Raw genomic sequence first — 20,807 nt, forward strand, 5'->3', positions numbered from 1 at the left:
ATACTTTCCGTGTAGGTCAGGCCGTGCCTGACGATAATTCGAAAGTTAATCGTGTCAGGCATAACCTGACGGACTCGCGACGTTCTTAACTCTCTAGATCGCTCCAGTCGACGAGTTCGATTTCCGGCTTCACGATTTCCGCAAAACCGTTGCGTTGGCTCGTGCGAACCCCACGTCCTCCGCGACTGGTCAATTGATACTTCATTTGGCCGAACGTCAATGGCGTGCCGTTGGTGTTAATGACTTTCAAGCTGTCGCTCGGTCGCCCGATGAGAAGTGCACCGAGCACCTTGTCGGTCTTTTCGAGTTTGATGCCGATGACGCCCTTCCCGGGACCGGCGAGAACGGGAATCTCGTCCACACCGAAGTGCAGAATTCTTGAAGAAGCCGAGGCGATGAAGATCGATTCCTGATGACGGACCAACTCCACATGCGCGACCCGGTCGCCTGAGCGGAGTCGGCAATACTTACGACCGTTTTTGGTTGACGGTTCCCGAAAACCACTCAGCGAGAGCCGCATGACTTGGCCCTTTTCGGTGACGATCAAAAAATACGGTGGCGGCGATTGCTCGTCGACTTCGGTATCGTCTTCCGGGGTGAAGCGAGAATCGGTGCTAATCGCTGCCACCAATTCCACGCCGTCACCCAGGCGAACGTGTTTCGAGAGCGGTTCCCCATACCCCGATGAAACCGGGATCTGATCGATTCGCAACGTATACGCGACTCCGTCATTCGAAAACACCACGACCGTATCGACCGTGCTGCCTGGGCAGACGGCAAGAACTTCATCACCATCTCGAACCCGTGTGCTTTTGACACTGCTCAACCGCCCGACCCGTTTGATCCAACCTTCGCGGGTCAGCACGACATTCGTATTTTCCTTGAGAATGTACGCTTCAGGATCGTACTCGGCGATGTCTTCGACAGACCCGATCGTCGTGCGACGCTCGTCGCCGTATTTCTCACGGATCTCCTCGAGTTCATTCTCGACGACCTTCCACAACTTCTTTTCGCTGGCGAGGATTTTGCGAATTTCGTCGGCAGCGGCCTGTTTCTCGCGGAGTTCCTCGATGATGGTATCGATCTCGAGTTGGCTGATTTTGTACAGCATCATTTCGAGAATGGCGTTGGTCTGAATTTCATCCAGCGGAAATTCGGCCATCAACTTCTCGGCAGCGTCGCGTTTGCCTTGCGAGTTGCGAATGATGCGTAGTGCCCGGTCTAGCCCCTCGAAAATCAGCGCAAAACCTTCGAGGATGTGAATCCGGCGTTCGAGTTGATCGAGTTCGTACTGGAAGCGTTTGCGGACGGTTTCGAGGCGGAAGTCGAGGAAATGTTGCAGCATCTCCTTCAAACCCATCCGTCGAGGCACCCCCACGCCGGTCTCATCAGGTGCCAACGCCGTCAGATTGTAGGCGAAGTTTTGTTCGAGTGGCGTGTGTTTGTACAAGTACTCCATGACCGATTCCGGATTGCTGCCGGTCTTGAGTTCCAGCACGATCCGCAAACCGTTTTCTTCGTTGGTCTCGTCGGTAATGCTGACCAACTGCGGAAGCTTCCGACCCTCACAAATTCCCCCGAGCGATTCCATCAGCGGGTTCGTCGACACCCCGTATGGCACGGAGTAAATGACCAACCGGTTTTTGGAGGGTTTGCCTTCGGAGTCGTCGAATTTCCATTCCCCGCGGACTTTGATCGAACCACGACCAGTTTCGTAACACTCCCGGATGGTTTGTCGATCGGTTACTACACGACCGCCGAGTGGGAAGTCCGGTCCTTTCACGGTTCGGAGTAATTGAGCTGTCGACGTATCCGGTTTCTGAATCAGCGTGATGGAGGCTTTGACGATCTCCGTCAAATTGTGTGGGGGGATGTTCGTCGCCATCCCGACCGCGATACCGGCGATTCCGTTGATCAGCAAGTGCGGCAATCGCGCTGGCAGGACGACTGGTTCTTCGTACGAACCTTCGTAGTTCGGGCGGGTGGCGACGGTCTCGTAACGAAGCTCGCTCATCAATTCCGTGGCGATGGCCGTCAACCGAACTTCCGTATATCGTGCGGCGGCATGAGCCAATCCCAAAACGGACCCGAAATTCCCCTGCCCATCGACAAGCGGATAACGCAGCGTGAAGTCCTGTGCGAGTCGCACAAGTGCCTCGTAAACCGCCCCGTCGCCGTGAGGGTGGAAGTTCCCGGTGGTATCGCCGCAAACTTTCATGCTCTTACGGCGTTTTGCGTCCGGCGTGAGACGCAGACCATCGTACATCACGTACAAGATCCGTCGTTGCACGGGTTTAAGTCCGTCTCGCACGTCCGGCAGGGCACGAGAGGTAATGACGGACATCGCGTAGTTCAAATACCGTCGTCGGGTTTCCTGAGACAACGAAACGTATTCGATGCGGCCGTTATCGCCGTTTGCGTCGGCGGCACCGTTGCCGTTGGTTGCGTCCTGTTTTTTCGCCAACAGAGTCTCCTTGAATCCGTTCGGTCCGTTTGTTGGTTAGGTTTGCCGGTTGCGACGATTTTACCATTTGGGTTGATCATCGGCATCGATCTTATTGTGCGGGGGAACCATTGTAATTGACGGAGCGTTTCGCTTACAGCCTGTGACGGTTGTATCGCATACACGCCCCACACATAGGCGAGTCGCTGGGGAACGGCGGACGGAAGCGTTCCGGTTTGATTTCCAGGGGTTCGGAAAGCCGATGGACCTTACAGACTTTCGGGCAGCTGGCGGAGATTTCTCCGATCCTCGCGATGCCCGTTCGATTCACGGAGGAATCCATCATGCGACGCCTGAATATGTTTCGCCGAACGCACTGTGCAAGTGTCGTTCTGCTGCTGCTTGCCGGAATGCCGATGGTGGCATCGGCGCAGAAATCGCCCGGTCAAGTGAATCCGCCGCAATCGGCTCAGCCGACGAACTCTCAGCAGATCGTTCCGCCAAGCCCGATCGCCGGCCCCGGTCGGATGCCACCGACTCACTTGCAACAGCCTGGCTACCCGTATCTGAATGCTCCGATGTATCCGTCGCCGGTTCCTTACGTGCCGCCGGAAATTGGCAGCACGACCATCACGAACCAAGCATTGGCTCCGCACGAGTTCTTGTACCCGCACGCCTACAAAGCCTTGTACCCGCCTTACTATCACTACGTGAAAGGCAAGTGGGTGATGACGGCACAAGGGGTGCGTTACAAAGAAGACTGGTACTTGCAAGGGACGGAAGTCGACGTCAAGTACCGTGCCCATGCCAACCCGTTCACCGGCTTTCACATCCCGTTTTCCGGCGTCAGTCATAAGCACGGTCTTGGTGCTTTCGGTTGGAGCACCGGTGGGTTGTTCCGCGACTACTAGGAGCGAGAACACCAAGTTGAGGTGACACCGAATTGCAACAAACCAAATAGCTTCCCACATCGCGGCTGAGGATGAGCCGCGTTTGTTTCACGATTTCGAGGAACTCTGTCATGTCACGGATGTCATGGAAAACGCGGCTGGCGACGACGGCGGTTCTCTGCTGTCTCGCGATGACCGCCCAATCGCTGCGGGCGAACGACGCCCCCACGGAGTCGGTGGGCCATGCGTCCGTTTACACCGCTCCCGTTCCAGAAGCCGACCCCGGTGCCGGCTTGTTCGAACCAGTCACGCAACTTGCGGGCGACTCTTGTGCGCCATGTGCCGGGAACCAATGCGGCCCGTACCCGCAAGCATTTCATCCGCCGGTGTACTATCCGGGTTTGACGGACTACGCTCCGACATGCTTCGGTGCCCGTGACTGGTTCAAAGAGACGTTTAGTTGTTTGCAACATCGAGCCAATCAGCGACGACTCATTCACGAATACAACGAACGGATCGAGACTGCCCAATGGCCAACTTGCTGCCCGCCATGGGCTTGCTGGGGACATTACTGCGATGAGTGCCCGAATGTCGGGTGCAAAAATCGGTGTTGTCTCTATGAACTTCTCGATAGCGAAGAGTGCCATTCCGGCTGCGGTTCACATGGCACGGGCAATTGCTCAAGCACGCATTGTATTCCCGGTGAAAGCGGCGCCAGCATTGAGAGCGACAACGTCATCACGCTCGCGAGCTACGAACCAAGCGTTCTTGAAGCAGACTACACGGAAATTGCCGAGCCGAATTTCATCACACTTGTTGGTCATGAAATGGCAATCGATGAGGAAGAAGGCGTCTACCGTCTTGGACCGGCTCCGGGTGTCATGCCCACAAACTGCACGGTGGCGACTTCCACCGCAGCTCCATGTGTTCCCGGTCACGACACCGTCTGTAACTCAACCGGATGCACATCCGAAGGTTGCACGACTCCAGGCTGTAACGGCGGTTGCCGAGGTGGTGCCAACCACGCTTGTCATGGCGGTTCAAACAGTTCCTCGACCTGCTGGTCGTTCGGTGGAGACGGTCCGAAAACCGGTTGGTCGATGCCGTTCTGCAACTCTGGCGATGGAAGTTTCTCAGGCCTGTTCTGCAAACGCGATCACGGCACTTACGTCGACGAATACGGTGTCGAGCATCAGTGTCGATGTACTTGCTTCGGCTACCTGCATGACCTGATTCCAAGTTGTGAACTCTTGCCACGACACGCATGTAGCTGGGGTTTCCATTGCTTGGAACGGGCAGAATGCAAATGTAAGCATGTGGGGCAAGAGAAGTGTCCGCTTCACAGCCCGTATCTCCGCTTTGGCAAGTACAATGTGGCTTACGAAGCGAACCCTTGGCACTTCGACGCGCGAGACGGTCGCGTGTATGCCGCACAAGGGTTGGGAATGCCCGCTGCGATGCCTTTGGCTCCCAATGTTCAGAAAACGTTTAACTTTGGCTGGGGAACTCCGGTTAGTCGGTTAACTCCCATCTGGCGGAACCCACAACAATATGGGCCCTGATCAGAACGGTTCCCCGTAATGTGATTGGTCCGACGACTGGCAAATTCGAACGAGTAAGACTTGGCGATTCTTCCCCAAACTCACTTGTGCAGTTTTATTCTCACCGTGGCGGATTCTGTTTCGTGGTGGTGCAGGAACGACAACATTTCTACATCATCACGAATCCAGAAGACCGAATTGCGGTCTAGCACACAGGAAGGTGCGATGTCCCGAAAATCCTTTCACACCATGAAACTGGTCGTCGCCGTTTGCGTCTGGGGAGGACTGCCCTTGTCGATGGCGTCGGCCCAGCAAATCGGCCAGGTTCCCAACGAACCAATCACCGAGGCACAACCATTGCCCAATTACGGCGGTCCGAGTTCCATTCCCGCTCCAGAAGTTCTTCCCCAGGAAGTGCTCTCCGAAGGAGGGTCTTCCGAGGAGTCAATGGTTGACGCAACTGGCTACGCCATGCCGCAGCAGTCGGCCTATACGCAGGGTGTCGCAGGTCCCATGAACGCGAATGGCATGCGATTGCCTGGCAAACTGGTTGTTCCACCATACTACAACTGGCATCGCGTTGTTCGTCGACCGATCTGGCGAACACCCGTCGTTTACAACCGCTACTGGCCAAACCACTATTACACCGGTGGACAAGCCTGGTCGGGTGTTGGAGCGGCTCAACCGTTGCCAGTCGTCACACACCCCACCGATACGACTCAGATGGGGGTTTACTACCAACAGGTGCCAATGTGGCAACCGAACCCACGGATGGTTCCCCCAACCCCATGGCCTTGGGACTGGCACTATACTGTCCCTGCCCAAGCGGTCTATGGACGCGGTGAGTGGAACACGGCAGAACGTGCCGGCTACGGAACTGGCTACCAGTTCGTCGGCGAAGAAGGCACAGAGTTTGATTCTTACGAAGAAGAGTGAGCAGCCGAAACTGACGATGTCATATCGGCAACCAAATACCCTCGGCGGAATTTTCCGTCGAGGGTATTTGTCATTCCTGAGAGTCTAAATCTTTTTGAGACGAGCACCGACTTCCTGACTCATTTCCTGCATACGTTCGTAAAGTCTGTCGACGACATCTTGATTATCCGCAGCCCGATTGATGCGTTCATAGGGATCGGTCCGCATGTGAAACAGCTCTGGCTGACCGGTGACGGTTCGGAGTTTCCAGTCACCAACGCGAACCGCTTCTAACCCATTGCGGAAATAGAAATAATCTTTCCGTGGCGATTCCTCGGTCTCCCCTTTCAAAAACGCGGTGAGGTCGTGCCCGTCCACGGGATTGGGTGACTCTTTGGCGTTTGCGACGGACAAAATCGTTCGATAGATGTCGGGCATCCCGACTAACTCCGCCGACACGCGACCCGCTTGAATTTTTCCCGGCCAACGAATCAGCGCTGGCACACGTGGGCCTCCTTCGTACGTCTCCCCCTTGGAACCCCGAAGCGGACCAACGGACCCGGCATGCCAAAGTTCGTTGCCGGCCTGCTGCATACGAGGCGGCATATTGATCCAAGGGCCATTGTCCGAGGCGAAGAATACAAAGGTATTCTCAGCGAACCCTTTCTCTTTCAATGTCTTCAAGATCTGCCCGACACTCCAGTCGACTTCTTCGATCACATCACCATATAAACCGAACTGCGATTTTCCACGAAACTCTTGCGAGACATGCAACGGCAAGTGCGGCATCGCATAGGCAACATAGAGCAAGAACGGCTTTTCAGCAGATTGTTTCTCGATGAGCGACTGAGCCTCCGCCGTATATCGCTGGGTCAGTGGATCTTGATCGAACGGATGTTCAACCATTTCGTCTCCTCGGTACAAGCCCAATGGCTCATCGGTTTGGACCCAAGGTTTGATGTAATCATTCGAGTAAGGCAACCCGAACCAAGTCTCAAAGCCTTGGTGCACCGGCAGAAATTTCTTCTGCTTATATCCTAGGTGCCATTTGCCGACCATGTGTGTCGAGTAACCGGCATCGAGGAGTGCTTCGGCGAGCGTCCATTCCGAATCGGGCAAGCCCCCACGTCCATCGGAACCCGTCCCGCCATTGAACTTGACACGAGGCATATACCGCCCGGTAATCAATTGCGTGCGAGATGGTACACACCAAGAACCGGTCACGAATGACGTCAGTCGCAGACCATCCTTGGCGAGTCCGTCGATGTTTGGCGTGCGAATCTGCGGGTGCCCGTAACATGCCGGATCGCCGTAACCCATGTCATCCGCAAATAAGATGACAACGTTCGGCCGTTCCGCCGCATGCAGATTTGGAGCTACGAAGGCCGTTCCAACAACCGCGAGCAGAATGCAGTGCTTCATTCGATTTCTTTCCGTGTATCGTGCGTTCACCGACCAGCCAAAGGTCGTTTGTCGGCCAACCGTTTCGCCAGTTCCCGTGTAACATCCGGCAGTTTCGCTGCGATGTTCTGTGTCTCACCCGGATCGTTCCGATGGTCATATAACTCATAGAAGCCATCTCGATGCGCGATCAATCGGTACGAGTCTGTTCGAATCGTCGCGACATTCCGCATATACGAAATGGCTTCGTCGCCGGATCGATCGGGGGCCGTAAGTTCCGGAACTAGACTCCGGCCATCCAAACCTTCTGGCTTGGCAAGTCCTGTAAGATCACAGACGGTTGGGAAAATGTCGATCGTCTCCACAACCGCGTTTGTCTGAGCCCCTGGATTCGAAATCCCGTCATAGGCAACAATCAGTGGGGAGCGGAGCGATTCTTCAAACAACGTGTGCTTTCCCCAAACAGCATGCTCTCCCAAATGCCAACCATGATCTCCCCATAGAATGACGACCGTATTCTTTTGCAATTTCAGTTCGTTCAGACGATCAAGAATTCGCCCGACAAGCGAATCGGCATAGGTCACGCATGCCGCATAGTGCTTGCGGACTTCGATCGCAAATTTGTCGTCAACGTTTGGGTTCCGACCCCAACGGTTGTATTTCATGAACTCGCCGGAGCCATGCCAGGTGGTCTTTCCACGTGGTTTCGAAGTATGTAGGACCGAGGGCAAAGTGGCATCACGATAGGGTTCCATATAGTTCGCTGGTGAACCAAAAGGAAGATGCGGGCGAATAATACCTACCGCGAGAAAGAATGGCGTTTCGTTCGACTGGCTAGCCAACTCTTCGAGTTGCCGGATTGCTTCTGCAGTTGTCAGCCCGTCCGGGTAAATACTGTCGTCACCTTCCGCCGACTGAAACAGGTCCATCTCTTTCGCATTTTTGCGAATCTCTCCATGAGCCAATCCGTGCATGGCACCGCGTGGATGCTGCCAATCACCGCAAGGCATCAAATGACGATCCCACGAACGCGGCATTTCCGGCTGCGCGTCATCATCCCAATTACCCCCACCCCGACCACCCGGGTGATGGGATACCTTTCCGACCGATACCGTTCGATAACCATGTTGCTTGAACCACGCGGGAAAACTCGGAGTCAGCGAACTCGCATTTGCACGCAACTGCGAAGCACGTTTGAACAACGCATCGTTGCCATAGGGACCATAGTTGCCCGTTAGCAATGTGAATCGTGATGCTCCACAAGTTGGCGCTTGCACATAGTGTCTCAGGAAGACACGACCTTGCTTTGCTAGTCTGTCTATCCGTGGGGTCTCGATATAGTCGACACCATAACAACCAAGTTCCGGCCGCAAGTCGTCAATACACAGCAACAACACATTCGGACGGTCAGCCGCTTGCAGACCGCCCGACAAACAGATCAGAGTTATCACTAGGGCGGAAATCAATCGTGCTGGCAACGACATCGTCAGACTCCGGTAGGTAACAACAGATCCCAAACAGCAGCGAGAAAATTGTCTAGCAATAGCCGACCGCATTCACTGTAGCCATCGGGCTAGGAATGCTAGACACAATCCAGCTTGAACTAGTTGAAGTCAAGCCCGGAGAGTGGAATTAGTCCACCATCGCTAGTTTGCACAAAGAGCTCATCGCCAATTTTGATCGGCCCAGAGTCTAAGGAATTCTGGAGTGCAATCGATTTTTGAACTTTGCCAGTGGCGATTTCGATAGCTAATAGCGTTCCGTCACGACGCGTGACTAGTAATCGACTTCCATCCAAGAACGGCGCCCCCGCAAGCCGAACATCATTGTTCGCTTCATCAGCGTTTGCCGTCCAGGCAATCCGAGGTTGCTCGGTGAGAGATATCGCCTGTAGCGTTCGGGAATCCGTCTCGACAAAAACCCATCCCTTGGCCGACCATAACTCATTCGTGACAGACCCCGAGAGATCAAGTTCCGCGACTGGTTGCAGAGTCTGGGCGTCCATGATCTGCAACTGCCCATCGACAGTCGCAAGTGCAAGGAAACCGTCTTGAAGGACGAACGGCATTGCAACCGGCGAGTTAAGTTGAACCGTACGAATTCCATAAAGGTGTGGTGACGGCTGTTTTCTCAGTTGGACTTGAGTCAACTGTGCATTCGAATCGAGCGCGATGACGATATCCGACCCGATGCTGGCTGCATCGATCCAGGCTGCCGGGCTTGCGTCTTTCACGTCTTCGTCAACATCTGTCTCAATTTTCGGTTTATAGTCATCGACCGCCGGACTCGTCTTTTGAAGATTGACGTATTGTAGCCGTCCATTAGGCATCGCCAGGACAAAACCATCTCCCATTGGAATAGGAGCCAGATCGGGCGATTCATTGAGACGCAAGGTCTGCGAAATCTGACCACCCAGATCGAGCACCCAGCATGTAGGCGTCTCACCCCTCGCGACGACAGCAATGTTTTGTGCCGAGACTGCTGTTGCCATTAGTGGCGAATTCAACTCCTTGGGGAGTGGCAAAGTGATCGTGGAGCTAGTATCGAACTTGGTAGTGCTATCGACCTGTAACTCCGTTCTCTGCACCCGATAGAACTGGCCATCTTCGTTAAGAAACCCAGCAGCCACGTCATCACTCAGATAGGCAAGAATCCGCGAACCCGTTGTTGTGCCCCAGTTGCTAGCTAAGGAATCTATTTGAAAAGGTGACAACAAAACTGATTGATTAAACAAACGATGACGTCCCAAAAATAGTACGTCGCCACTCCGTTGTAAGGGTTGAGCCACGACGCTGTCGGTCGCCACATTCGCAACCACTGACAAGGCACCACTTGAAAGATCGAGACGATACATCCCGTTCCCCGCGTACCACAACTGATCGCTAGACGTGGCAGTTAGATATGCCGAGTGGGTCCGGTTGCCGACTATGTTTTGCTGAGCGATTCGACTGAGGGGCGGTTGATCGGGGTCATCTGTCACCGCGTAGGCCGTGACACGGTTCTGTCCCGATGCCACAAACAACAGGTTGCCTCGAAGAAGTGGTGGACTGTTGACGTGTCCTTGAATCGTTTCTATGGCGACTTGAGGGATCTCCTGTTGAGGGTTGCTCAAGTCGTATAGTCGTAGTTGACATCGACGATTCGGTTGGTTCTCTGCGAGCAGCAACAATGATCCGAGCGGCATCGCGGGGACATCGACCGAATGCGTCGTCCGTCCGACCGGAGGCGAATCGAGCGATCCGGCTGCATGTCCGGTATTTGCTATCGCGACGACTTCGAATTCCTGCAGCGTCACCGTGTATGCGATCGCCCGTTCTCCGACTACGACGAGTGCTGCACTTTCGCGAGGATGAATCGGTGGACCGATTAAACTTTGCGAAAACTGAATCATGCCCAGAATACGACCGGATTCGAGATCGAGTTTGTATAACCGGCCAGTATCGGTGGGCAAGAAGATGTGCCCTGCTTCGACGAGCGGTTCGCTGATCGAGTACTCAGAGAATGGCAATCGCCACTGAAGTTTCCCCGTCCGACTTTCAAGGAGTAACAGTTCGCCACGACGTTGATCATGCACCAACAAGCCGGGAACGGCAGTCGGTACGGTTTGGGGAAAGAAGCCGGTCCGTTCGCCGATCGTGCGTCTCCACAGCGGTTGCCCGGTGACTGAATCGAGACCGAACAGCACGCCGCGGCCGATCGCAAAAACCGTTTGCCCATCACTTTTCTCACCGGCCCGTGTTCGGGTTTGTTCGGTGAATGCGTACACTCCCGGACTCTCTAACAGTGGATCGTTGGCGTCCGGCGTTATCTCCGGAATGTCCTGTGCGATGAGTGCTCGCTCGGCTTTGAGAGCTTTATCGAGAAGTTGACTTAGCCGAGAGTCGTTTTGCAATTTGGGGAACTGCAGGAGCAGATTTCGTCGCTCCGCCAACGCCCGCATCGTGCGAGGCGGATCTGCCCCCAAAGCCGTTTCGATCGCCAAAACGGCTTTATCGTAGGCGTCCTGTTGGTCTGCGACATCGACGGCCTGTATCCAGCGTTTTTCTAGGCGATCGGCTAACTGATCGGGTTGGTCATCAGCGGGGCTGAAGTGCTGGGCCAGTTTGAATGCTTCGCGGGATACTTCGATGAGTTCTCGTCGTTTCTGTGCAACCGCATCGTTGGCAGCACCTTCCGCAATTTCACTCGACCATTTCTTAAGGTCGAGTTTTTGTTCGTCGTAGTTCTCGAATTCTCGAAACTCTCGGCGGAACTCCACAATCGCTTCGATACCGGCTTGCCAATCCGGTGCACCACCGGAGATTTGCCGAAGAATATTGGCCCGACCAATGCCGATTCGGGCGTCTGCCACACGTTGGTCAGTCGGGTTCTCGATGAGGAACGTGTCAAATAACTCCACCGCCTGCATAAACCGACCTTCCTGCAGGGCTTGGTCGGCGGCGAGGTACTGGCGTTCCGATTTATTTCGGTTCGTGAGAAACCACAAAGTCACCGCAATGAGAGTGCAAACGACCGCTCCGCCGAGCAGGCCAAGCACAATCGGTGAACGAATCACGTCGTGATCGCCCGGTCGCGTGCGTCCACTGCCGAACCGCTCACGGATTCGATCGGCAATCGGATCCTGCTTGACCTCTTCTTCGTCGGGCTCTGCGGTGTCTGGCGATTTGGCCTCTTTCCTCGGTGGTTGCTTTGCAGGACGTCGACCGGTTGGCTCCGAAGACTCCTCATCGTCTTCGAACACAATTTCGTCGTCCGATGCTTCGTCCCGGGTATTCAACGGTTCTGCGGAGAGAATGTCTTCATCATCGAGCAGATCGTCGTATCGACTCCGCGGTTCCTCGGGTTCCGCCTCGACGAACTCGTCCTCCTCCACAGACAAATCTTCATCATAGAGCGACGAAAACTCCTCGTTGCCAGCGTGATCGGCCGCGGGCAAATCCGTTGCAGGAAGTTCCCACGACGACTCACCACTGAGATCTTCCCAGTCATCGTCGTCCGGCGGTCTACGTTCTGGCGGAGGTGGTGGAACATCGCGAGGCATGAATTTGTCTTCTCTCAGGACCAGTCGTTTTCAGGTTTCGTCGACCAAAAGTGTCAGTCGGTCGCTGCGACCGTTGCCAGACGGATTTTTTGCATTCCGGCACCAGTTCCTGCGTCGAACACTTTGACGAAGGTTTCATGGCGGGATGCAGGATCAGTTTGAATGATGAGTTCGTTCTTATCTTCGGATCGCAATTTGTCGGCAAGCAAAAACTCAAGTTCCGACGGATCGGGAATCGCTTCATCGTCGACGAAAATCACATCGTCTGCATCAATTCGAACCATCACAGATGTGCGTTCCAGGTCTTCCAGATTCTGAATGGTTTGCTGCGCTCCCTGCTTTTCCGGATCGGGAGCCGGCGTTTCGATGGTTTTCGTCATGCTGAACGAAGCGGTAATCATAAAGAAGATCAGCAGCAGAAACGTGACATCCACCATCGGCGTGAGGTCCATATCGTCGGCCTCGACACGACTGCCACGCACGTTGAATTCGTAATCGTCGTCGTCTCTTTGAACTGTTTTTGGCCTGGGATTCGCGGTCTGGGGGGCTGGCTTCTCAGACTTGGTTTTCGATTGAGGTTGCGGTTTCGGAGGGAGCGGAATACTCACGTCTTGAGCGCACCGCGGGCATTCCGTCGTTTTCCCGGCGGACTTGTTTGCGACAGTCAATTTTTGGCCGCAAAAACGGCAACGAAAGATAATCGGCATCGATTTATTGACGACTTCCCAGAACGATCGATCGTGTGACCGCGGCTGCTATTTTTTGTCTTTGACTTGAACGTGTAAATGGATACCCGGCACCTCGCTGGCGGCTCGATAAACCCGCATTGTGAAACCGTTGGTGATATCCCGGTCGGCTTTGATAATCACATCGGATTTGCCTTCCGCCAAACCGCGTTCGACATCGCCCGTGATTTCCTCAATGGTACCCGGTGTGCCATCGCTCAGAATAATCGATGGCTCATCGCCGGACGTCTCCGGTTTGTTGACGCTAATGACGATCGCCTCCAACGACTCTACACCCACGCCGTGTTCAGCGGGTGGCGGGTCGTTCTGCGAATCTTGCTGCATCGTTGATGTGACCATGAAGAAAATCAGCAACAGAAACACGACATCGATCATCGGTGTGATGTCGAGTTCGCCGTCGTAGGTACTGCGTTTCTTCACCAACGGAGCATCGTCGTCCAGGTCTTCGTCGATGGTGGGTTCAGGTGCCATCGAATCACGCTTGGGATGAAGGGCGTTTGGATTGCGTTTCTTCGAGATCGTTGAAGAACCGCGTGAGATCGGCTTGCACGCTGTCTTGCAGTTTGCCCATGCGAATGTGAATGACGTTGCCTCCCATCACTAAAGGAATAGCAATCGAAAGCCCCATCGCGGTCGTTGCGAGTGCAAAACTAATGTCCTGAGCAAGAGCTTCCGGTCGAATGCCGGAACTCTGAGCGGCGGCAATTTTTCCGAACGCATTGATCATCCCGACCACGGTTCCAAGCAACCCGAGCATCGGAGCTGTCTTGGCGAACGTGGCAATCCAGCTCATTCCGTATTCGAGCGATGCGAGGATGTCGACTTCCAATCGTTCCGCAAGCAACCGTTTGAGCTTTCCCAGCGGGCGATTGAGATTTTGCATCGAAATCAAGATCAACTGTGGAACCGCCTTGCTCCAATATGGTGCGGTGTCACATTGCTCGGCGATGCGTTCGTAATCCTTGCGTTCGAGATTTTCACGAACTTCGTCCAAAAACTGATCGGCCTGAGTGGCTGAGGAAAATCGCTTTTGGCCGATGCGGAAATACAATAAGACCAGCCAAAACAATCCGAACAGCGCTGTTAGCCCCATCGCGACGTAGATCGCGAAACCGGCGATTTCTAAAACTTGTTCCATCTTGGTTGTGGTTTCCTCACGATGCGATCGATCACGTTGTGAAACTTAGAAGGTTGTTTGCCGAGAAACGGCGAAGGTGAAGCCATTGCCAACAGGTTGAACGACGAAATACGTTCGACGAATCTCGCTGGCTTTTCGTCCGCGATAAGCTTCTTCGCGTTGAGCCAACATGGCTTCGGCTTGTGGTGGATAAAAGTGAAAAATGGTTCCGCGACGTGCGTCGATACCAGCTTTCTGAAACAGTTCCAAATCGGCAGATTTCCGATCTCCGCCCTGCCATGTCATGTAGAGTCGGTTCTCGCCTTTCCCGCTCGTAACGCGACGCTGCTTGGGAGGATCGGAACTTAAATCACTGAGATAAATCAATTCACCTTGGGGCGTGAGTAGCCCAAGTTCGATTCCGAAATGATCGAGCTGTTTCGCGTAAACGTCGAGCGTTGCCCCGTCTGCAAAACGGACATACCAACGTTGTTCGCGGGGTAATCCTTTCTCTCCGGGTCCCGAACCTAACGCCCGGCGTCCGGTTCCCGAGGAACTACCGACACGACCAGTGCTCTCTGTGTTGGTCTGAATTTGTTGCGGTGCTAACTCGGCGGCTTCGTCAGCGACATCAAGCACGGTTTCCAGGGTTTCTTCAACTTGCAGATCGTCGGCGGTTTCCTGGTTGAGCGACGCATCGGGGATCTCCTCTTCGGGAGACTCCACTTCCAACATTTCATCCGGGAAACCGTCATCGGAACCACCGGGCAGTTCGACGATTTCCAGTTCCACATGATCGTCGGCATCTGTCGAAACGGGAGCGACGTATTGCGCTCCCAACCAGATAATGGCAATTCCTAGAAACAGAACCGCAGCCAACATGAATGCGCGTGCGACATCAAACCGTGTAATGGTAAGTACGGGAGGACGTCTGCGTGTTCGAGGTGTTCGTCGACCGGTCGATCGACTTTTGAGACCAGATGCCGGCATTCGCAATTCTGTCGATGGATGATGTACGGAACCGCAATCAACATAGGCAGCATAAAAGAACTGGGTGAGAAATGCGACCGAATCGCGACGTGATTCGCAAGACTTTCGCGCTCGAACCCTTTAACTGACTCTACGTACATATTCAACGAAGCGTCTTCGACCCGCGACGAGAGTCAAAGAAAGACGGCGAAGTCCACGGTTCGCGAACTTCACCGCTTCGTTACATCGGGTTCTCATGTTCGTCGCAAGTCAACCAATGCAGGCGGTCTCGCGACGACACGGAGCGGAACCCACTCAACCAGTGCGAATGGCGGTGTTAGTATTCCCCAACAACTTCCCCGTCGTCCCGCATTCCGAGGCGACGGTAGGTATCGTAGTTGATGGAATCGCTGATAAAGCTCACCGAACCGTCGACTTGCAGGAACTGTGAACCACCGGAATGGAAGCTGCCATAATTGACGACGTGGGGTGTGTTATTAGCCGTGTGATGCATCGCAGGCATGCTCATCATGGCTGGTTGTCCAACGTGTCCCAACACAAGTTGACCGGGTCCTTCGGTCATGCTCATCAACGTCATGCCGGAGTCGACCGAGTACCCTTCCAATGCGGCGTACCAAGTCGAACGACCTTGTTCGAAGTCGCGTTCACCGACAAGAAAGGTGCTCGATGTGCCATCGATGATGTCCCGCATTCGAGTGGCACTATTCCGGCTGAACACGCCGTTTCGACCATCGGGATTCATCGTGACACTACCGTAGCCGTACATCCCGACATAGTTCGACGTGGCCAATTCGTAATCTGTCCCGCTAATGCTTACGGTGAATGTGTCCGGGCCGGTATCGGATGGGCAACGGAACACACTCAGGAAATGAGCCGCGAACGCCGTGTTGACCGGATCTTTCGCGTCGAGTCCGAAATTGAAACTCTCGTGCAAATTGTCTTGTTCAAGACTAGGCAGCACGAGTGTGCTCCAGGCGAAACCAGGAGCTGAGTTTGCTGGTGCGGAAGTGTCGGCGGTGATGTAGCCGGACGGAAACGAGCCTAGGGTATCGTGATAGTTGTGCAACGCGATGCCAAGCTGTTTCAAGTTGTTCTTACATTGTGTACGGCGGGCCGCTTCCCGGGCTTGTTGAACAGCAGGTAGAAGCAGAGCAATCAAAATCGCAATAATCGCGATCACAACGAGCAATTCGATCAACGTGAAGCCGTACCGACGGCGCAGAAAGTTCATGATTTTCTCCAGACATAAGAGACGATCGGACCGAGCCAACCTCAGATCCGTAACGGGACCGACCCCGTTTACGGAAACGGGCGGTCAAACGAGATTTCGATCAATCTGGAGAATCAGTTTCGGCGGCGGGATTTCAGGGCGAGTGCTGATATCGGGAAGTTGTTGATAAGTCGCGAGATCGAACGGTGCGTTTTCGAGGTTTAGACGCAATATCGATGCAATGGAAATGGTTTTGATCGTCGTCGAATCCGCGAACCGAACTGTCGGCGATTGGGTGCACGGGCAATCGAATTGTGGATGTACGATTGCGTTTGGCTCGGCTTCGTCAGGCTTGCTTGGCGTTGCGATTGCACGTGCCGTACAACAACACTTGCCGTTCGACCGGGCGGAATCCGAACAGCCGCAGTTATTGCAGCAAGCTGCCTTCTTCTGTGTGACGACCGGCAGAGTCGCACTTTTTGCATCGTTCGCAACCGGCATTGAAAGATACGACAATGCCGGCAAACTGATCTCTGCCAAGAAGGCGAGTAACACACCCATCACCGCGCAGAACCAGACACGCTCGATCCGTTCAGATCGAAAAGGCGACCGCAGCGGGTGCCGAACTGGTGGGCGGGATGACATGGCGGGTCGTCGAGCGGGAACAACGTCTTGGTGTATCAAGATTCTGAGGTCTTACGTGCTCGTCCGCAAGTCTTGCCTCGATAACGCAGTCTCCCCAAGTGTCATCAATGGATGCTTAGATCAACCGAGCAAATGCGTGCGTAAAAGGTTCAACGCCGTTTTCGCTGCGCGACTGGTGGCAATTCCGGGATCTCCAATCAGATGATGTTCGATTGCCTGGCAACCACTGGAACTCGCAAGTGCGATCCAAACGTTGCCTTCCGATGTCTCGTTTCCACGTCCGGTCAATGAAAGTGCAAAATCGGATTGAAACCGCTCTCGACAACCGATTGCCATCGCTATCGCAGTGTCTTTGCTCACCGGTCCTGCGGTTTGTAGAGTTTCAGGAGAGACGCCGAGTAACGTGGTTTTCGCCGACTCGGTGGGTACCACCACTCCCCCCAAATACGCCGATTCGAAACCGGGAATCGCGGTGAGCCAGTGAGCCATCAATCCGCCGTTTCCAGCCTCGGCAGTGGCGAGAGTTTGACTTCGCTGCTGAAGCATTCGCAGGAGGACATGTTGGAGTTCGTCGTCTTCTTCACCAAAGATCAACGATCCCAATCGCTGCTCGACATCGGCTCGGACGGTGGTGATTTTTGCATGGCACTCGGCTTCCGTCTGGCCTTCAGCCACAATCCGTAACGTGATCGTCGCCTCGTGCGCGGTAATACCGACTTCCGGGTCTGCTCCGCGTGCGGTTAGCGTTCCGAGCAATTCCTCGACTCGCGACTCACCGGCCCCGAATGCATTGATTCGCGTGTGACGAATCACGCGACCCGATTGAGGCAACCGGGGGCGAACTTGAAGTTCGAACATCGGTTTCATTTCGCTCGGCACGCCCGGAAGAGCCGCAACAAACGCATGCTGCTGCGAATCTGATCGTAGCACCTTCATCCAAATCCCAGGTGCAGTACCTCGGGGGTTGTCGAGCGGTTCGCTTCCCACCGGAAAATAGGCCTGAATCGTGTTCCGTTCGGGCATTTCCCGTTTTCGCGACGTAAAGAGATGGCGGATATACTCAAGGGATGGTTCATGCACGACCAACTCGACATCGACCAGATCCGCTAACGCCTGCCGGGTAAGATCGTCTTGCGTGGGACCGAGTCCACCGGTGATGATGACCAGATCCGATCGCTCCACCGCCGTGCGAAAAACTCGCACCATAGCCGGCAGATCGTCGGCCATGGTCTGATGATAACGCACGACAATGCCCATCTGACCCAGAGCTTGGCTGAGCCATTGGCTGTTCGTGTCTAGCTTGGCTCCGGTAGTGAGTTCGGTCCCAATCGCAACAATTTCGGCAAACATCGACGTGGCTGTTCCTCTAAAACGATCCAACGATGACACATCCAACACGGGATTCTAGCCACCGAGGGGACGCAGGAGAACTCCGACAATGTAAGCCAATAGGGCGGCTCCACCTCCCATCCCGAGCACCTGTAAGCCAGATCGCCACCAGGGATAACCGACCTGCCGGGACTTCATTACGCCGACTGCGAAGAAGGCGACGGCCGTCAACACACAGGCACTTCCGATAATCACGCTCCGGCCATCTCCATCGGCATCGAACATTACAAATGGCAGCACTGGAATCAAACCGACAAGAATGAAGGAAGCGAAGGTCGCACTTGCAGCTTTCCAAGGGTTTGTCGGTTCGATCGACAACCCCCATTCCTCCCGCAGCATCGTATCGACCCAGAGTGAACGGTCGGCAATGATCACCTGCACAACTTGTTCGAGCAATTCTCCCTCAAATCCCTTTTGACGATAGATCTCGCGGATTTCTTCAGCTTCGCCTTCGGGGATCTTCTCGATATGGGTATTCTCGATTTCTCGGATGCGATCGAGTCGGTCCGATTCGACTTTTGTTCCCAGATAATTGCTCACTGCCATGCTGAACCCGTCGGCGATCAGATTGGCCAGTCCAAAAATGATGATCAACCGACTCGACAGTTCCGCCCCAATCGCCCCGGCAACGATGGCGAATGTCGTAACCAAACCGTCGATGGCCCCGTAGACCACATCGCGCAAATAACTCTGCGGCGGTTGCGCCGACAACCGCTCCGCGACCGCTTTCGGCGTGTGCGAGCGTCGTAAAGCGGTGAGGTCGAGAGTATCTTGAGTTTCGCTCATCAGGGTTTTTCGTTCGTCCGGACGACTTCATGTTCGTGCAAATAGGATTCGCCAACTGCGTAGTTGTTGAACTGAATCGTGTAGTGATTCTCGAACCACTCCCGAATGTGAGCGACCGAATCGGGATCGAAATTGGGGGAGACATGGAGCAGTTTGCCGTCGTTGGAAGACCGCACTTCGCCGTCATCCACAACGACCTCGCCGGCTTTGATCACATACCGTGGCAGTTCGAACATGCGTTCGTGATCGGCTTGCGGTGCATAGACGGTGACGTCCGCATCCGCCCCGACTCCCAAATGGCCTTTGCGTTCCAATCCTAACATTCGTGCCGGAGCTGCCCGGGTGATGATGGCGATCTCATAAAGCGAATATTCGCGATCCAAATCACCGAGTGTGCATCGTTCTCGAACGGCAGCGGGCACACGATTCAAGATTTCCTCTCGTCGTGTGCGGTCCATCAAAAGTGCAATAATCTGCGGATACGCTCGGAAAGAACTACCGTTCGGGTGATCGGTGCTCATTGCGATTCGCCAAGGATCTTCCGCAAGCAAATACCACTCCAGACCAATCGCCCATTGCAACGCATGCACGAGACTTTTGTTCTTGTAAGTGATGGGCACAATACCGCAACCGGTTTCCATCTCGGTGTCGCCGCTGTACCATTTGCGACCCATCACCTTATGCAGGTAATAGCCAAGCGGACCGTCGCCGGTCATTGAGACCGTTTCTCCGAACATCACCTGACCGACGTCGACGGTAATGTTATCGTGCGTGTTGAAGTACTCGACCAACTTGGGCACTTCCGAACAGAACGTGCCCTGCTCGTCGGGGTCGCCACCATAGCTGTGGAACTGAATATGCGTGATGTGCCCGCGATGCCCTTCCAACGCCTGCATCGTCTCTAGAGTCGTCCGCCAGTTCCCTGGCATCCCGAGATTGTTGCAGTGAATATGCACCGGATGGGGAATCAATAATTCGTTTGCAGCCTGTGCGATTCCACGAATAATCTGTCGAGGCGTGACATTGAAATGGTCAACCGATTCGTCTAACCCATGCAGGTTTCCGCCGCGACTTTTCCAGACCTCCACGCCACCGGGATTGACAATCTTACAGGCAAACCCTTTTGCGGCCCCGACCAGCCAACCTACGTAATTACGAACGCGATCGGTTTCGCCATTGGCCAATTCTTGCATGAGGTAATGGTTGTTCCCCATCAAGACATAGAAGCCTTTGTCGATAATCGGCGTATCTTCCAATTCTTCGTGAGCGTGACGTGCCGCCAGCGGTGGAACCGCAGCGTCAAACGCTGTTGTGTATCCCAATCCGGCGTAGAGGTAACCGGTGGCGAAGGTGCTTGGAACACTGCCGCCAGTCCCGGATCGCGTTGTGGCCGTGCGTCGCACGGGTTCGGAGACACGTTTCTCGTCGGGAATGAGTTTGCGAGCCGTGTTGACCTTCGGACCAGCGATATGACAGTGCATATCCACACCACCGGGCATCACGACGTATCCCGTCAAGTCGAGCGTCCGGTCGGGCTTCTTCAAAGGGTCAGACGGTGCCTCGATAATTCGTCCATCCTCGACCCAGATATCTCGAACTTCGCCGTCGATGTTGTTCGCAGGATCGTAGAGGGTTCCGCCTGTCAAACAGAGTGTGGCCATGAGCGTTTACGTCTTATTTTTCTGTCCGAAAC

At 54.5% G+C, this 20,807-nt stretch carries 16 protein-coding genes; 3 read left to right on the plus strand and 13 right to left on the minus strand.

The window, feature by feature from the left end; genetic code table 11:
* Nucleotides 1-85: 85 nt before the first annotated feature.
* Nucleotides 86-2,464 (minus strand): DNA gyrase/topoisomerase IV subunit A, encoded by a 2,379-nt coding sequence (locus AC5DDB_RS15820; RefSeq protein WP_491740705.1) that lies wholly within the window; start codon nucleotides 2,462-2,464, stop codon nucleotides 86-88.
* Between the two features lie 323 nt (nucleotides 2,465-2,787).
* Between AC5DDB_RS15820 and AC5DDB_RS15825 the strand changes: the two genes are divergently transcribed.
* The 3 genes from AC5DDB_RS15825 (at nucleotide 2,788) to AC5DDB_RS15835 (ending at nucleotide 5,810) form a co-directional block, all read left to right on the plus strand.
* Entirely contained in the window at nucleotides 2,788-3,354 is a 567-nt protein-coding gene (locus AC5DDB_RS15825; protein WP_491740706.1) for a hypothetical protein, read from the plus strand.
* Nucleotides 3,355-3,464: 110 nt separating this feature from the next.
* On the plus strand, nucleotides 3,465-4,895 hold the full coding sequence (locus AC5DDB_RS15830; protein WP_491740707.1) for a hypothetical protein: 1,431 nt from the start codon (nucleotides 3,465-3,467) through the stop codon (nucleotides 4,893-4,895).
* Between the two features lie 204 nt (nucleotides 4,896-5,099).
* A complete protein-coding gene (locus tag AC5DDB_RS15835) occupies nucleotides 5,100-5,810 on the plus strand; it encodes a hypothetical protein (RefSeq protein ID WP_491740708.1) in 711 nt (236 codons plus the stop codon).
* Nucleotides 5,811-5,894: 84 nt separating this feature from the next.
* On the opposite strand, the gene AC5DDB_RS15840 is transcribed toward AC5DDB_RS15835, so the two are convergent.
* From AC5DDB_RS15840 to AC5DDB_RS15895, 12 genes are all read right to left on the minus strand, one after another.
* On the minus strand, nucleotides 5,895-7,211 hold the full coding sequence (locus tag AC5DDB_RS15840; protein WP_491740709.1) for a sulfatase family protein: 1,317 nt from the start codon (nucleotides 7,209-7,211) through the stop codon (nucleotides 5,895-5,897).
* A 26-nt stretch (nucleotides 7,212-7,237) separates the two neighbouring features.
* On the minus strand, nucleotides 7,238-8,674 hold the full coding sequence (locus tag AC5DDB_RS15845; RefSeq protein WP_491740710.1) for a sulfatase: 1,437 nt from the start codon (nucleotides 8,672-8,674) through the stop codon (nucleotides 7,238-7,240).
* A 119-nt stretch (nucleotides 8,675-8,793) separates the two neighbouring features.
* On the minus strand, nucleotides 8,794-12,231 hold the full coding sequence (locus tag AC5DDB_RS15850; protein WP_491740711.1) for an outer membrane protein assembly factor BamB family protein: 3,438 nt from the start codon (nucleotides 12,229-12,231) through the stop codon (nucleotides 8,794-8,796).
* A gap of 53 nt (nucleotides 12,232-12,284) precedes the next feature.
* On the minus strand, nucleotides 12,285-12,839 hold the full coding sequence (locus AC5DDB_RS15855; protein ID WP_491740712.1) for an ExbD/TolR family protein: 555 nt from the start codon (nucleotides 12,837-12,839) through the stop codon (nucleotides 12,285-12,287).
* 147 nt (nucleotides 12,840-12,986) lie between these two features.
* Nucleotides 12,987-13,448 carry an ExbD/TolR family protein gene (locus AC5DDB_RS15860; RefSeq protein ID WP_491740713.1) on the minus strand — a complete coding sequence of 154 codons (462 nt, stop codon included), beginning with the start codon at nucleotides 13,446-13,448 and terminating at the stop codon, nucleotides 12,987-12,989.
* A 4-nt stretch (nucleotides 13,449-13,452) separates the two neighbouring features.
* A complete protein-coding gene (locus AC5DDB_RS15865; protein ID WP_491740714.1) occupies nucleotides 13,453-14,115 on the minus strand; it encodes a MotA/TolQ/ExbB proton channel family protein in 663 nt (220 codons plus the stop codon).
* 45 nt (nucleotides 14,116-14,160) lie between these two features.
* Nucleotides 14,161-15,084 (minus strand): hypothetical protein, encoded by a 924-nt coding sequence (locus tag AC5DDB_RS15870; protein ID WP_491740715.1) that lies wholly within the window; start codon nucleotides 15,082-15,084, stop codon nucleotides 14,161-14,163.
* 316 nt (nucleotides 15,085-15,400) lie between these two features.
* Entirely contained in the window at nucleotides 15,401-16,315 is a 915-nt protein-coding gene (locus AC5DDB_RS15875; protein WP_491740716.1) for a DUF1559 domain-containing protein, read from the minus strand.
* Between the two features lie 84 nt (nucleotides 16,316-16,399).
* Nucleotides 16,400-16,939, minus strand: a complete 540-nt coding sequence (locus AC5DDB_RS15880) for a hypothetical protein (protein WP_491740717.1) — start codon at nucleotides 16,937-16,939, stop codon at nucleotides 16,400-16,402.
* Between the two features lie 120 nt (nucleotides 16,940-17,059).
* Nucleotides 17,060-18,289, minus strand: a complete 1,230-nt coding sequence (locus tag AC5DDB_RS15885; RefSeq protein ID WP_491740718.1) for a CinA family nicotinamide mononucleotide deamidase-related protein — start codon at nucleotides 18,287-18,289, stop codon at nucleotides 17,060-17,062.
* A gap of 54 nt (nucleotides 18,290-18,343) precedes the next feature.
* Entirely contained in the window at nucleotides 18,344-19,114 is a 771-nt protein-coding gene (locus AC5DDB_RS15890; protein WP_491740719.1) for a VIT1/CCC1 transporter family protein, read from the minus strand.
* A complete protein-coding gene (locus AC5DDB_RS15895; RefSeq protein WP_491740720.1) occupies nucleotides 19,114-20,775 on the minus strand; it encodes a formylmethanofuran dehydrogenase subunit A in 1,662 nt (553 codons plus the stop codon). The genes AC5DDB_RS15890 and AC5DDB_RS15895 overlap by 1 nt, the downstream gene beginning before the upstream one ends.
* Between the last annotated feature and the right edge of the window lie 32 nt (nucleotides 20,776-20,807).

This window comes from Thalassoroseus sp. (assembly GCF_984380535.1).